A 15,180-nucleotide genomic window follows, 5' to 3' on the forward strand; every position below is an offset into this window, starting at 1 on the left:
AAGGTCAAAGATACAAATTATGTTATGGATACTATTTTGTTAAAATAGCATTATATTTTTTTTGATTCTTTAGTAAGTTTACTGCTTTATTTATGGTTTCATCATTTTGAAGTTGATGTTTAAACATCCCTTCTTTGTAGGCATATCGCTTTACAATTTCGTTTTGTATATTTTTAGATAAAACATCTTCATTCAATGCTATTTTACTAACTTTTTCTTTTTTTAATTTTTGAAGAATGGTATTGTATTCTGATGAAATGGTAGCATTGTTTTTTACAGCAAGGTATGCGGTTTTAAATAATTTTTCTTCTTTAGTTATAAAAACAGTGTCTTTGTTTAATAAGTAGTTTTTAAAATTTTTGAAATCAGTAGTTTTAAAAAAATAGTTATCAGTAGTTAAATTTTGATTTTTATTCGTGAAATCAGTTACAAAATTAAAGATTGCTCTTGATTTGAGCAATTTTTTAGTTTCGGTAGTTTTTTTAGAAAAATTCATTTTTATATCTGGTGTTACCCCGCCACCGTCATAAACTGTTCGTCCGTTTTGTGTTGTAAATAAACTTACTGCTCCGTCAGAAAACTTTGGAACTTTACCTGTTTTAGTATCGCGATTAGCATAATCTAATTCCTGAATACAACGGCCACTAGGCGTATAATATTTAGAAATAGTTGCTTTCATTTGGGTTCCGTAATTCAGCTCAAAATATCGCTGTACCAAACCTTTACCAAAAGAACGTTCGCCCATAATTACGGCACGATCGTAGTCTTGTAAAGCTCCAGAAACAATTTCAGAAGCCGATGCAGAACGCCCATTTATTAAAATAACGATAGGAATTTCAGTGTCTAATGGCTCTCTATTGGTGTTATAAGTTCTGCTATTTTTTTTAATTTTACCACGAGTATCAACTACTTTTAATCCTTTAGGGATAAATAAATTAGTAATATTTACGGCATCAAATAACGAACCACCAGGGTTACTACGTAAATCGAACACTAATTTTTTCATTCCCTTTTCTTTCAATTCACTAAAAGCTTTAGAAACCTGTTGTGTTGCCTTCTGATTGGTAAATTGAGTTAAAATAATATACCCAGTTTCGGCATCAATCATACCGTAAAAAGGCACTGGATTTACAATAACTTTATCTAGCTTTAAGCTGATGTTTTTTGCGATGTTGTTTCTAAGAATAATTAAAGAAAGCTCTTTATTTGGAGTTCCTTTTATCATTTGAGAATATTGACTTCTCTCTAATTCAATTAATTTTTGCCCATTTACAGTGGTAATAATATCCCCAGTTTTTAAACCTGCTTTATCCGCAGAAAAACCTTTATAAACTTCCGCAATAACAATTCCTTTTTTTGTGTAAAAAGTAGTAATTCCGATGCCACCATATTCTCCTTCACGACGAATACGAGCATCTTCAACATCTTGTTCGTTGTAAAAATTGGTATAAGGATCTAAGTTTTTAAGCGTGTTTTTAATTGCTTTATCGGTTAAATCACCAGGGTTAATTTCATTAATATAATTAATGTTTAACTCTTTAAATAAGTTATTGTAAATTTCTATTTGTTTCGCTATTTCAAAAAAACGAGATTGAAATGAGAATAACAATGAGATAATAACTAGAGCGCTAAAAAAAAGTACTTTTCTATTTTTCATCCTTGGTAGTTTCTGCTACAAAAAGTGTTAATAATTTCTGCATTTTACGCTCTATATCAGCATACGTCCATTCATCTTTTGCAAGATAAGAAATCATAAATACATACGGTTGATTTACAGCGTCATAAACCGTGTGTTTTTCTTTTCTGTAGGTTTCTCGCAATAAGCGTTTTATGCGATTTCTATCAACGGCGCTTTTAAAATTCCTTTTTGGAACAGAAACCCCAACCTGAACAGGAAATTTTGAAGTATGTTCAGTTTGTACATATACCATTCGAAGCGGAAAAACCTTTATAGATTTCCCTTCTTCATATAGTTTTTCTATTAGCTTTTTGCTCTTTAATCGTTCTTGTTGTCCTAGCGTAAATCTCATCTATTACAAACATACATAAATCGCTACTAAAAACCTTTTTTTTGAGTATTTTTGAATCAATACTTTTAAATAGAACCACTGTAATTAATTTACAAATCATCAACATATACAACGTTAGTAATTAACTTTAAAGTAAACTTATGAAAGCCGATTTATTTCAAGCACCTGATTATTATCAAACTGATGATTTGTTAACTGATGAACACAAACTTGTTAGAGATACAGCCCGTGAATGGGTAAAGAAAAATTTATCTCCAATTATTGAAGATGCTGCGCAAGAAGCAAAATTCCCAACACAATTAGTTAATGGTTTAGCTGAGGTTGGTGCTTTTGGTTCGTATATTCCTACTGAATATGGAGGCGCAGGATTAGATCAAATTTCCTACGGATTAATTATGCAGGAATTAGAACGTGGTGATAGTGGTATTCGCTCAACAGCTTCGGTACAATCTTCGTTAGTAATGGGCCCAATTTATAATTACGGAAATGAAGCACAACGAAAAAAATATTTACCAAAATTAGCATCAGGCGAATGGATTGGGAGTTTTGGTTTAACAGAACCTAACCATGGAAGTAATCCGTCAGGCATGGAAACCAAGTTTAAAGACATGGGAGATCATTATTTGTTAAACGGAGCTAAAATGTGGATTTCTAACGCGCCAATTTGTGATGTTGCAGTGGTTTGGGCAAAAAATGAAGAAGGACGTATTCATGGTTTACTTGTTGAAAGAGGTATGGAAGGTTTTTCTACACCCGAAACACATAATAAATGGTCGTTAAGGGCATCAATAACTGGTGAGCTTATTTTTGATAATGTTAAAATTCCTAAAGAAAACATATTACCAAATAAATCTGGATTAGGAGCACCTTTGTTGTGTTTAGATGCCGCTCGTTACGGTATTGCTTGGGGTGCTATTGGTGCTGCAATGGATTGTTATGACACAGCTTTGTGTTATGCAAAAGAGCGTACACAGTTTGGTAAACCTATAGGTCAGTTTCAATTACAACAAAAAAAATTAGCCGAAATGATTACTGAAATCACCAAAGCACAATTATTAACATGGAGGTTAGGTGTGTTAAAAAATGAAGGACGCGCAACATCTGCTCAAATATCTATGGCAAAACGTAATAATGTAGATATGGCTATAAAAATAGCAAGAGAAGCAAGGCAAATTTTAGGGGCTATGGGAATATCAGGAGAATATTCTATTATGAGACATGCTATGAATTTAGAAAGCGTAATTACCTATGAAGGAACACATGATGTTCATTTATTAATTACCGGTTTAGATATTACTGGTTTAAATGCATTTAAATAAGAAGAAATGTTCTGAATACTATCCCCCAGTATATAAACAGCACCATTTCTTCTTAAATTAACTACTTTTAAATAAGAAGAAGTACTCTAGACGTTAAACCACCAACATATAAACAGAGCACTTCTCCTAAAATCAACTATTAAAAAAATATTTAATACAATTTGCTATTCTTTTTTCTTGCCAGTACTTATAAGAAGTAAAAGTGTAACAACTAGCCCTATACAAACCAACCCAAATATTGCAATCATAATGGTACCGTTTGTCCAAGAAACTAGAGGGGTATTAACTAATTGTATCATATTGTATCTAAATTAACACCACAAAAGTATACAGATATATTTGTTTAAAACATGATTTTTATCAGGTTTTAGAAAGTAGTATTATTTTCTATCAATAACCAGTTGAGATAATGCTTTTGGGTAACCACGTTGAATGGCTAATTTACTAGCTAGTTTGTTAATTTCGTTTTTTGAAATACGATCTAATAATAAATTTTGAGGTAAGCTTTTTGGAATTAAAGGGATAATTTTTTCTTCCTGGATTTTATGAATTATTTTATTTGCAACGGTTAAGGCAGATGAGGCTTTAATAATTTCACATCGTGCATAATATTTATAAGGAAAACTAACTTCACCAACTCTTAAATTTGGATCATCACCATGAATTTGTTGGGCTCCGTAAAGTGGAGGTCCTCCAACGGTAGCAGATTTAAATGAAGGTACAAACTGAGTAACAAGTTTAATAGCGTTTTCAGTTCTTGTTTTTATTTCTTCTTTTTTCCAACCATGATGTATTTTTTGATTAATAGCATCATTAAATTCAGGCTGCGGTTCATTATTTTTAGAGTGTATCAATCCATTTTTGAATAAGGTAACATCCGCTGTCATTCCATGAATTTGATAATAATCTTCACAATAAGGGGTCAGTTGTACCATGCCGTTTGGTGTACCACGTTCACCGTGAAAAATAAGTTCAGGAATTAAACCTGAAATAGGTTTCCATTTAGAAACATAGGCAGCTTTAAATTCAATTAAACGAGCTGCATTTAAGTTTAAATGAGTATCAATTTCTCCTGTTTTAAACCCACATGAATTTATCAAATAGTTAACTTTATACAATGAATCACTAGTCTGTACTTCCCAGTTGTAATCTACATTTTTATTACGAACATCTTTAATATTCGTAACATTAGTATTAGTTTTTAGAGTACATTTCTCGGTTTTATTTAAAGCTAATTGAGCTTGGGCTCCTAACCTAAAAAGATTCCACCCATATTCTTGAACTATGTATACCGGTGTTTTTAATTTTTTATAATCAATTAATTTAATAGTATTCGACATCCATTCATCAGCTGATTTTGGATGTTTAACAGTTGGTTGTTTTGCTAAAGCATTTAAATCGTCTTTAGTATATGCTTTATAATAATCTTCTGGAGCGCCGAGAACTTTATTAAAAGGATCTTCGGTTATTAATTTTTTGTAATACTCGACCAGCATTTCAAGACGACTATTAATTTTACCTACTTCGTATTTTTCTGATGTAGGAATGCTAATAAAAGTAGGTCTTTCGTCAATAGATTGTGGGAATAATCTTGCCATACCTATCGCTTCTTTCATAAGTATTTTACATTGTTCATCAGAAATGTCGGGATATAAATTACCGCCAGCATGTAAATGACAAAAAGGAGGCCATTTACAAGACTTTTTTCTTGTTCAAATAAAATAGTGTCAACGTTGTGTTTAGCTAATTCTAACGCTACAACAACACCAGAAATTCCACCACCAATAATACCTACATTATAAATTTTATCCATGTTAAAACAATTCTTGTAACTCAGCAAAGTTATCAATCACTATGGTAGGGTTATAATCTGAAATATTTTCGTTGTAATTATATCCGTAACTCACACCGATACTTTCCATATTAGCATTTTGTGCTGCAAGAATATCATTTTTAGAATCACCAATCATGATGCTTTTTTTAATAGTAACATTCATTTCTTTAGCTAAGTGAAAAAGCGGAATAGCATTGGGTTTTTTCTTTGAAAGAGAATCTTCTCCAATCCAACATTTAAAAAAATGCTTAATTGATAACTTATCTAAAATGGGTTCAACAAAACCAAAAGGTTTATTAGTACAAATCACCATTTTATATCCTTTTTTATGTAGATAATTTAATGTTTCTAAAACATCAGGATACATATATGTTTCATCACAAGTAACTTCTTTATAAGCAGAGAAATAAATTCCGAATGCCTCATTTAAAAGTGTTGTAGAGACTTCTTTATTTTTTATTGAATATTCTAGCGCTCTTTTTACCAAAGGCTTTGCGCCATTACCAATAAAGGGAGTAACTTGTTTTATTGTTAAAGGTGATAAATTATAATGTGATAACATTTTATTTATAGCCAACGTTAAATCTGGAATACTATTAATAAGTGTTCCATCAAAGTCGAATATGATAAGTTCTTTATTTTTAAAATCCACAATGCTTAATTTGAAGCAAAGATGCGGAAGTTTTACTAAAAGAGTAAATATTTATAATGATGTTGGAAAATAATATATTCTACTAAATAGTTTTTAGAGTTTGGTTAAAGGTTAGCATAAGAACTAAAAAAAGCGAATTTTGGATTAAATATAGTTATTGTTTGCTTTTATAGTTATATCAACGTATCCTAATGTTTTCGGTTTATTCTTAACTATTTCTAACTTATTCATGAATTATCTACTAATTTTAGGAAAGTACACATTTTTAAATTTTGTCAACTTTAATGATATGTTGAGGTTCAGTTCGTTATATCAGGAGTTCTCGAAATTGTTAGAAATCAGCTTAATATTTAAATTAAATTTAATCTTTAAACTTGGTGTTTAACCCATCAATACTAATTTTATTTTTATCTTCCCAGTATTGTTCAATTCCGGTATCTCCTTTTTCTTCTGCCCAACTTAATAATTCATTTCGTTCTTCTTTGTATTCATAAAAAGGAATAGACATTCCGCATGAATTTTGTGTGCTTTCAACAGTTACATCAAATATTTGACGAGTTCCTGATAATTTTGGAAATTGAGTAATTAAATCATCCCATTCAGCATCATTTGGTAAAACTTCTTTTGCCGTGCCATATAAACGTAAAATATTAGGTGCTCCTTCGAAAGCACAAAACATAATAGTAATTCGATTGTCGTCTAATAAATGTGCTGAGGTTTCATTACCACTACCAGTAACACTTAACCAAGCTACGCGATTTTCGTTTAAAACACGAAAAGAATCCATTCCTTTAGGAGATAAATTTATACGTCCGTTTTTAGGAGAGGTCGCTACAAAAAACACTTTTTGTGCTGCTATAAATTGTTGAACTCTCGAAGTAATTTTATTGTTGAATTTTGCCATAATTTTAATCTTCCCAATCTTTAGTGCGTTCAACAGCTTTTTGCCATTTAGCGTATAATTTCTCTCTTTTTTCTGAAGGAAAAGCAGGAGTAAAGGTGTTGTTAATTTTTCGTCTATTTAAAATATCCTCTTGTTTCCATAGTCCCACACAAATTCCCGCCAAATAAGCAGCGCCCATAATGGTGGTTTCAATAATTTCAGGTCGTTCAACTTTTGTGTTTAAAATATCTGCCTGAAATTGCATTAAGTAGTCATTAGCACAAGCTCCACCATCAACCTTTAAGGAAGTTAATTTAACTTCACTGTCTTTTTGCATTACCTCTAAAATATCTTTAGTTTGGTAGGCAAGTGAATCTAAAGTAGCTTTTATTAAATGATTTTTACCTGTATCTCTAGTTAATCCGAAGATAGCACCACGTGCATACATGTCCCAATATGGGGCACCTAAACCAGCAAAAGCAGGAACAACATATACAGGATTTTCTCCTTTAACCTGTTTAGCTAAAGCTTCACTTTCATCAGCATTGCTAATAATTTGTAATCCGTCACGTAACCATTGTATTGCCGATCCTGCAACAAATACACTTCCTTCAAGTGCATAATATATCTTATTATCAATTCCCCAGGCAATAGTAGTTAGCAATCCGTTTTTAGAGTATTCAAGGTTTTCACCGGTATTCATTAACATAAAACAGCCGGTACCGTAGGTGTTTTTAGCTTCACCTTTAGTAAAACATGCTTGCCCGAAAAGTGCAGCTTGTTGATCACCAGCAATTCCTGCAATCGGAATTTTATATTCATCTAATTCATAATTTCCAAAATGATGTGAAGAGGGTTTTACTTCAGGTAACATTGCAATAGGAATATTGAGTTCTTTTAATAATTTTTCATCCCAACATAAGTTTTTAATATCATACAGCATGGTACGAGAAGCGTTACTATAATCCGTGGCATGAACTTTACCGTTGGTTAAATTCCAAAGTAACCAAGTATCAATAGTTCCGAATAATAAATTTCCTTTATCGGCTTCTAATTTAGCATCTTTAACGTTATTTAAAATCCAATTTATTTTAGTGGCAGAAAAATAACTATCTATTACTAAGCCAGTAGTTTTACGTACGTAGTTTTCTAATCCTCTTGCTTTTAATTTTTCACAAATACTAGCAGTTCGTTTGTCTTGCCAAACAATAGCATTGTATATGGGTTTACCTGTTTTTTTATTCCAAACAACGGTGGTTTCTCTTTGATTGGTAATACCAATTCCAACAATTTCAGCAGGTGAAATATTAGCTTTTTGAATTGCTTGTTTTAATGTAGAAAGTTGCGTATTTAAAATCTCTTCAGCATTATGCTCCACCCAGCCAGGATGCGGAAATATTTGTTCAAACTCCTGCTGATTCATTGCAATAATTTCTCCCAATTCGTTAATAATTACCGAACGAGAACTTGTAGTACCTTGATCTAACGCAACAATGTATTTTGCCATTTAAATTGTAATGAATAATTAAAAAAGCAATTTACAATTTAAAATTAGGCAAATAAAAAACCTCCTTGATAATTTTATCAAGAAGGTTTTATCCCTTAAGTTTACTAACACTAGTGTTTTAAAGCGTAACCAGCACCTTTACCTAACTCAGATAAAGTTGATAAGAACTCGTTAAAAACACGTGTAGTTTTCTTTAATAAAAAAATCCCCATTTTTTTAAAAATTTAATTAATACCCCCTAAATTTTGTTCAAAAGAACATTACAAATATATAACAGTATTTTAAATTTATAAAAGGGATTGCCGCAAAAAAAACTGTGTTTTTACTCAGTATTTATTTGAATATGAGTTTTTTAACTTTTTTTAAAAATAAAAAAACCCCCTAGGTATTTCTAGAAGGTTATTTCCCTTAAATATCATTTTTTCGTTTTTATCCCCATATATTCGAAAATTTGATGTTACAAATATATAGTGGTTTTTTTGTTTTAAAAATGTAATTACCGCAAAAAAAAATGTGTGTTTCCGTGGTGGTGTTTTTGTAAAAAAAAATAAACCTTTCAGTAGTGCCCGAAAGGTTTATTTTGATTTTTCTTTTCTCAATTTCCCCATATAGTATTAAACTATACAGCAAATCTATAATAAACACTGTGTTTTAAAAATGTAATTACCGCAAAAAAAAGTGTAGTTTACCGTGTGGGTTAATCAATAATACCTAATTCTTTGGCTTTTAATATTAGGTCTGTATTGTTATGCGCTTGTAAATCGGTGCGAAGTTTGGCTAGTTTACTCTCTATAGACCGTATTTTAATTAAAGAACCATCTGTTTTTTTAATAATACCTTCTAAATTGGCAATTTTAGCATGGTTTGGTAGCTCTTTTAAAATTTGAATGGCAATCTCATCCATTTGAATTTCAACTAATGCTCTTTTTAAAAGTTTTTGATGGATTTCATGGGTATAATACACCTCATCTTTTAACATTTTTTGAATTGCAAAAGTTAATTCATCTGTACTACAATTTCCTTTTAAAATATAAGCAGAAGGGTTTAAGTTATGAATAACATTAAAAACACGATTGGTTTCTGAATGACCAGTAATTACACCTGTTTTTATATCAATTTCTTCTTGTTGAATCGCTTTTATTAAAGCTTCACCTCCATCTAAAATAACATTTCCGTTATTGTTATCGAAACTTAAATCGGTAAAAACAATATGAAACGGATTGCTATGAAGTGCTGTTTTTATTTTAGAAAAAGCTTCATCGCAAGAATTTGCAGTTACTATTTCTAAATTATCAATATCTTTTAAATACGAAAGAATTCCTTCAATTATTAATTGATGATCATCAACTAAGAGTATTTTTATTTGTCCAGACATTTATGGGGATTTGTATGCTAATTTTGGTTCCGTTACCTTTTTCGCTTTCAATGTTTAGAGTTCCGCTTAACTCTTCAACACGCTCTTGTAGGTTTTGTAAACCAATTCCTTTTTTACTGATATTAGTATCAAAACCAATACCATTATCAGTAATAGTCAAATGTACATATTTTTTATGTACAATAAAATCGATACTTATTTTACTTGCCTGTGCGTACTTTTTACTGTTTTGTATACTTTCTCGAGCGCTTAAATATAGTAAGCGTTTAATAGCATCATTTATAGTGTGCCATTCGTTTTCTTGCAACCCAGCAACAGTTATTCTAAAATCTAGTTCGAAATAATCGCTTACTAAATTAATTATTTGATCTTTAAAAGAAACTTTACCAAAACTAATACTACTTAATTGGTGCGATAAATTACGTACGTTTTCTTTAACGGCATCCAGTTTTTTTGCTTCTTCTAATAAATTAGATTTTTCTAACTTTTGGTGTAATAAACGCAAATCTCCCGCGACCTCATCGTGCAATGATTTTGCAATTTGCTGACGCTCGTGTTCTCTTGCTTTTACTCTTTCTAACTGTGCCAAGTATAATAGTTTTCTTTTTCTAAAAAAGAAAAACAAGATACTCACACCAAATAATAGTAAACCAATTGCAGCTGCCAACCAACCAATAGTTTTTTGTTGTTTATGATATGTTATCTCTACTTGCTTTTTTTCGTTATCAGACTTTAAAACAGTGTTTTCTTTTTCTTTTTTATCAGTTTCGTACCTAATTTTAGCAAACTGATTTTTTAGTTGACGCTCTTTAGTAAACAAGCTATCATTAAGTTTAATGTATTGTTGTAGGTAGTTTGTTGATTGCTTACCTGTTGTTAAGTTTGAAAGATTCTTTAAAGCTTCTAGCCATTTTTTGTTATTATGTGTTTGCTTGGCATATTTCAATGCTTTATTTGAGTGTAAAAGTGCCTTTTCATTTTGATTAATATCTTTGTAATAATTAGAAATATTAATTAAAGCAACACTAGCTTCACTAGGATTATTATTGTTCTCTCTAATTTTTAAAACCTCATTATACTGTTTTAACGCATTTTTTTTATTACCCAGTAAAAAATTGCTAACAGTTAAATTTTCTAATAGAAAAGCGTATTGTATTGGGTATTTTTCTTTAATACTATCAAAGGCTAATCCTTTTTTAAAATAAGTTATAGCTTTTTGGTGGTTGTTTTGATTTTGATAAAGATGTCCTATGTTATTTATAATATATAAATACCCAATATTGTTATTGTTTATTTTATTATAATTTAATGCTTTATTATAATAAAATAAAGCTTCTTTTTTTGATTTAGTTCATCTGAGACTAAACCTAAAATAGTATAATTTCTTTCTAAATATTTATTCGATTTAATAGGTTCTAAATATTGTAAGGCTTCTATAGCACTTACTTCACCACCTAAATAATCTCTTGCTTGGCGTTGTAAATTAGCAAGGCTTAGTAAACGCCTTCCTACAGCTAAAGAGTCTTTTAAGTTTTTTGAGATGTTTTTAGATTGATGATAATAAAAAAAAGCACTATCAATGTTTAATAAAATTTTGTGCTCTAAAGCTTTAAAGTGTAGGTGTTTTGCTAGTAAAGTGGAGTCTTTGTTTTTTAAGAAAAGTTTATGAATGTTTTTATTAGCAAAAAGAAGGTTTTCTGTTGAGTTACTAAAATAAGAATTAGTACCTAATAGAAAATTAGTTTTTTTTATTAAAGAATCAATGCCAGATTCATTAGCATAAAAAACTGCTTTTTTAAGAAAAGGAATGTTTTTGGGATATAAATGTTATTTGCCTTTTTTAAATAGAAATTAACAGAATCTAACTCTCTATTGTATGAAAAAGAAAATTGAATGAAAAGAATAAGAGAAAATAAGAGAAAATTTTTAGTCATAAAATAAAAAACACCTTGTTTTAAACAAGGTGTTATAAATAAGTTTATTTACCATCGCCACCTTGGCTACTACCACTGCCACCACCAGTACCTCCTGTTCCGCCAGTACCAACACTTCCGTTTCCACCAGTATCTCCGTCAGGACTTAAAGTCATTGCCACTTCTTGTAAGTTTTTGTTTTCCATAGTAATAGTTTTTAATTAAAAATTTTAGTGGGGGACTAATTAAGGCAACTAAATTAGCTTGTTTAAAATAAAAACACAAAGAATTAATTGTTTTTTATGATGTTGCGTTTTTATATGTCATTGCGTTTTTAACCTTTCGTCATTGCAAGGCACGAAGCAATCTGTAACATAGATGGTTTCAAAACATGAGATTACTTCGTTTGTACTTCTTTCGTAATGTCGTATATTTATGAAGTCATCTTATTAAATAAATCCCAAAGTACAACACCGCAACTAACAGAGATGTTTAAGGAATGTTTAGTTCCTAATTGCGGAATTTCAATACAAAAATCGGCAGCAGAAACTACTTCTTGTTGTACGCCTTTTACTTCATTTCCCATTACAACGGCATATTTTTGATTAGCTTCGGGAGTAAATTTATTTAGTTTCGTACTATTCTCAGCTTGCTCAATGGCTAATACTTTAACGTTATCTTGTTTTAATTTTTCAACTAACTCAATTGTACTCTCAACATGTTCCCATGCAACGGACTCGGTAGCTCCTAAAGCTGTTTTATGAATCTCTTTGTTTGGCGGAGTAGCTGTGATTCCGCAGAGATATATTTTTTCAATCAAAAAAGCATCCGAAGTTCTAAAAACCGATCCCACATTATTTAAACTACGTATATTATCTAACACGACAATGATGGGTGTTTTTTCGGTTTGTTTAAACTCATCAACCGTAATTCTACCTAACTCACTATTTTTTAGTTTTCTCATAAATAATGTTAACTTTAAAATCGAATATTTATCTTCGCAAAACTAATTGAAAAAATCTAAAAAGTTGGCAAAAACAAAGGCAAAAAAGGTAACTCCGCTAATGCAACAATACAACGGAATTAAAGTTAAATATCCGGATGCAATGTTACTGTTTAGAGTGGGAGATTTCTACGAAACCTTTGGTGAAGATGCAGTAAAAGCATCTAAAATTTTAGGAATTATTTTAACAAAAAGAGGTGCCGGTAGCGAAAGCGAAACTGCTTTGGCTGGTTTTCCGCATCATTCGTTAAATACCTATTTGCCTAAATTAGTAAAATCGGGATTACGTGTTGCTATTTGTGATCAGTTAGAAGATCCTAAAATGACAAAAACGATTGTAAAACGTGGTGTTACCGAATTGGTTACTCCGGGTGTTGCTTTAAATGATGAGGTATTACAATCAAAATCGAATAATTTTTTAGCCGCAGTACATTTTGGAAAAAAATTAGTAGGTGTTTCTTTTTTAGATGTTTCTACAGGAGAGTTTTTAATTGCGCAAGGAAACGAAGAGTATATCGATAAATTGTTACAAAACTTTACGCCAAGTGAAGTGTTGGTTGAGAAAAAAAATAAACAACGATTTTTAGAATTGTTCGCCAATCGTTTTCATACTTTTTATTTAGAAGACTGGGTTTTTCAAAAGGAATACGGAAACGAATTATTAAGTAATCATTTTAAAGTTAAAAATTTAAAAGGATTTGGAGTTGAAGAATTAGAGCAAGGTATTGTTGCTGGTGGTGCAGCTATGTATTATTTGTCGGAAACACAACATAATAAAATAGAACATATTCAATCGATAAGCAGAATTGCTGAAGATAATTATGTGTGGATGGATCGTTTTACCGTTAAAAACTTAGAGTTATACGGCGGAAATGATGTAAATGCTGTTTCGTTATTAAACGTTATTGATAAAACAATTTCTCCTATGGGAGGAAGGTTGTTAAAGCGTTGGTTGGCATTACCGTTAAAAGATTTAGAGCAGATTAAAAAACGCCATGAATTGGTGAAGTTTTTAATAGATAATGATGCTTTTTTCGAAACTGTTGCGTATCAATTAAATCAGGTTTCAGATATAGAAAGGTTGATTTCGAAAGTAGCCACAGGTAAGGTTTCTCCTAGAGAGGTTATCTTATTAAAAAATTCGTTAAAAGCAATTCTTCCGATAAAAACATCCGCAGAAAAAACGAATAACAAAACAGTACAAGAAATAGGGAAGCAATTACACGATTGTAAACTATTAATTGATAAAATTACTGCTTCAGTTTTAGAAGAAGCTCCGGTGAATATTAATAAAGGAAATGCTATTGCAAGCGGAGTTTCTACAGAGTTAGATGAACTGAGAAGTATCTCTAATTCAGGTAAAGAGTATTTAGATAAAATGTTGGCTCGCGAAATAGAACACACGGGTATTACGAGTTTAAAAATAGCCTTTAATAACGTTTTTGGCTATTATATTGAGGTTCGAAATAGGTTTAAAGATCAGGTTCCTGAAGAGTGGATTCGTAAGCAAACTTTGGTAAATGCCGAGCGTTATATTACCGAAGAGTTAAAGGAATACGAAACAAAAATATTAGGAGCCGAAGAGAAAATTCAGCAATTAGAAGCAGATATTTTTGCGAAACTAGTTCAGTTTATTATTGGCTTTGTAAAGCCAGTACAGCAAAATGCTCAAAATATTGCAAAGATAGATGTGTTATTGTCGTTTGCTCAATTGGCAATAGATAACAACTATGTTCGTCCGATGATGGATGACAGCACAGATATAGAAATTAAAAATGGGCGTCACCCAGTAATAGAAAAACAATTGCCAATTGGCGAAGAGTATATTGCAAACGATGTGGTTTTAAATCGTAACCAGCAACAAATAATCATGATTACAGGCTCTAATATGTCGGGTAAATCAGCCATATTACGTCAAACAGCTTTAATTGTTTTGTTGGCTCAAATGGGAAGTTATATTCCGGCTCAGAATGCCCGAATTGGTATTGTTGATAAGATTTTTACCAGAGTAGGAGCGAGTGATAATATTTCGATGGGAGAATCTACTTTTATGGTTGAAATGAACGAAACCGCATCAATCTTAAATAATATATCAGAACGTAGTTTGGTATTGTTAGATGAAATTGGTAGAGGAACTTCTACTTACGACGGAATTTCAATTGCTTGGGCTATTGCCGAATATTTACACGAGCATCCATCAAAAGGAAAAACGCTATTCGCTACGCATTATCACGAATTAAATGAAATGACAACGACGTTTAAGCGAATTAAAAACTTTAATGTATCAGTAAAAGAATTAAAAGATAGTATTATTTTCTTGCGTAAATTGGTTGCTGGTGGTAGCAATCATAGTTTTGGTATTCATGTTGCTAAGCTTGCTGGAATGCCGAATTTGGTAATTAGTAGAGCGCAAAAAATTCTTAAAAAATTAGAGGAAAATAACGCTCATAAAGAAGTAAAAGAGGTTTTAAAAGATAGCCAACACGAAGATATGCAAATGAGCTTTTTTCAATTAGACGATCCTTTGTTAGAAGATATTCGTGACGAAATTTTAGCGACAAATATTGATACTCTTACGCCAATTGAAGCTTTAATGAAGTTGAATGAAATTAAGCGAATGTTGGTGAAAAAGTAAAACTGTTTAGAAAGATCAATTTTCGTCAA

Annotated in this window: 13 protein-coding genes and 1 pseudogene; 2 read left to right on the forward strand and 12 right to left on the reverse strand. The window is 31.0% G+C overall.

All coding sequences use genetic code 11. The features are described from left to right. Window positions 1–31 precede the first annotated feature (31 nt). Together PG912_RS00205 and rnpA are read right to left on the reverse strand one after the other, a co-directional pair. A complete protein-coding gene (locus PG912_RS00205; protein WP_275688008.1) occupies window positions 32–1,657 on the reverse strand; it encodes a S41 family peptidase in 1,626 nt (541 codons plus the stop codon). Continuing rightward, entirely contained in the window at window positions 1,647–2,030 is a 384-nt protein-coding gene (rnpA, locus tag PG912_RS00210; RefSeq protein WP_275688009.1) for a ribonuclease P protein component, read from the reverse strand. The genes PG912_RS00205 and rnpA overlap by 11 nt, the downstream gene beginning before the upstream one ends. Before the next feature lie 140 nt (window positions 2,031–2,170). Here rnpA and PG912_RS00215 point away from each other — a divergent pair, with 140 nt between their 5' ends. Then, on the forward strand, window positions 2,171–3,349 hold the full coding sequence (locus PG912_RS00215; RefSeq protein ID WP_275688010.1) for an acyl-CoA dehydrogenase family protein: 1,179 nt from the start codon (window positions 2,171–2,173) through the stop codon (window positions 3,347–3,349). Between the two features lie 380 nt (window positions 3,350–3,729). Here the strand turns inward: PG912_RS00215 and PG912_RS00220 are convergent, their stop codons facing one another. The 10 genes and pseudogenes from PG912_RS00220 to PG912_RS00260 all read right to left on the reverse strand — a co-directional run bounded on the left by PG912_RS00220 (window position 3,730) and on the right by PG912_RS00260 (window position 12,477). Then, window positions 3,730–4,965 (reverse strand): hypothetical protein, encoded by a 1,236-nt coding sequence (locus tag PG912_RS00220; protein WP_275688011.1) that lies wholly within the window; start codon window positions 4,963–4,965, stop codon window positions 3,730–3,732. After that, window positions 4,962–5,162, reverse strand: coding sequence for an NAD(P)-binding protein (locus PG912_RS00225; protein WP_275688012.1), 201 nt, complete (start codon window positions 5,160–5,162; stop codon window positions 4,962–4,964). The genes PG912_RS00220 and PG912_RS00225 overlap by 4 nt, the downstream gene beginning before the upstream one ends. Window position 5,163: 1 nt before the next feature. Further along, the gene (locus tag PG912_RS00230) at window positions 5,164–5,835 is read right to left on the reverse strand and encodes a phosphoglycolate phosphatase (RefSeq protein WP_275688013.1); all 672 of its coding nucleotides are present in this window, start codon (window positions 5,833–5,835) and stop codon (window positions 5,164–5,166) included. Between the two features lie 361 nt (window positions 5,836–6,196). Further along, entirely contained in the window at window positions 6,197–6,739 is a 543-nt protein-coding gene (locus tag PG912_RS00235; RefSeq protein WP_275688014.1) for a pyridoxamine 5'-phosphate oxidase family protein, read from the reverse strand. A 4-nt stretch (window positions 6,740–6,743) separates the two neighbouring features. After that, window positions 6,744–8,225 (reverse strand): glycerol kinase GlpK, encoded by a 1,482-nt coding sequence (gene glpK, locus PG912_RS00240; protein ID WP_275688015.1) that lies wholly within the window; start codon window positions 8,223–8,225, stop codon window positions 6,744–6,746. Window positions 8,226–8,922: 697 nt separating this feature from the next. Next, window positions 8,923–9,600: a response regulator gene (locus tag PG912_RS00245; protein ID WP_275688016.1), complete on the reverse strand. Its 678-nt coding sequence runs from the start codon at window positions 9,598–9,600 to the stop codon at window positions 8,923–8,925. Further along, complete coding sequence (locus PG912_RS00250; protein WP_275688017.1) at window positions 9,569–10,546, reverse strand: sensor histidine kinase; 978 nt, start codon at window positions 10,544–10,546, stop codon at window positions 9,569–9,571. The genes PG912_RS00245 and PG912_RS00250 overlap by 32 nt, the downstream gene beginning before the upstream one ends. 249 nt (window positions 10,547–10,795) lie before the next feature. Continuing rightward, window positions 10,796–10,894, reverse strand: a pseudogene (locus PG912_RS13765) (hypothetical protein); the annotation flags it as partial. 684 nt (window positions 10,895–11,578) lie between these two features. Further along, window positions 11,579–11,719: a hypothetical protein gene (locus PG912_RS00255; protein ID WP_275688018.1), complete on the reverse strand. Its 141-nt coding sequence runs from the start codon at window positions 11,717–11,719 to the stop codon at window positions 11,579–11,581. A gap of 227 nt (window positions 11,720–11,946) precedes the next feature. Further along, window positions 11,947–12,477: an RNA methyltransferase gene (locus PG912_RS00260; RefSeq protein ID WP_275688019.1), complete on the reverse strand. Its 531-nt coding sequence runs from the start codon at window positions 12,475–12,477 to the stop codon at window positions 11,947–11,949. Between the two features lie 64 nt (window positions 12,478–12,541). Between PG912_RS00260 and mutS the strand changes: the two genes are divergently transcribed. Beyond that, window positions 12,542–15,151, forward strand: a complete 2,610-nt coding sequence (gene mutS / locus PG912_RS00265; protein WP_275688020.1) for a DNA mismatch repair protein MutS — start codon at window positions 12,542–12,544, stop codon at window positions 15,149–15,151. Window positions 15,152–15,180 lie beyond the last annotated feature (29 nt).

Source organism: Tenacibaculum retecalamus, assembly GCF_027941755.1.
GTDB classification, from domain to species: Bacteria; Bacteroidota; Bacteroidia; order Flavobacteriales; family Flavobacteriaceae; genus Polaribacter; species Polaribacter haliotis_B.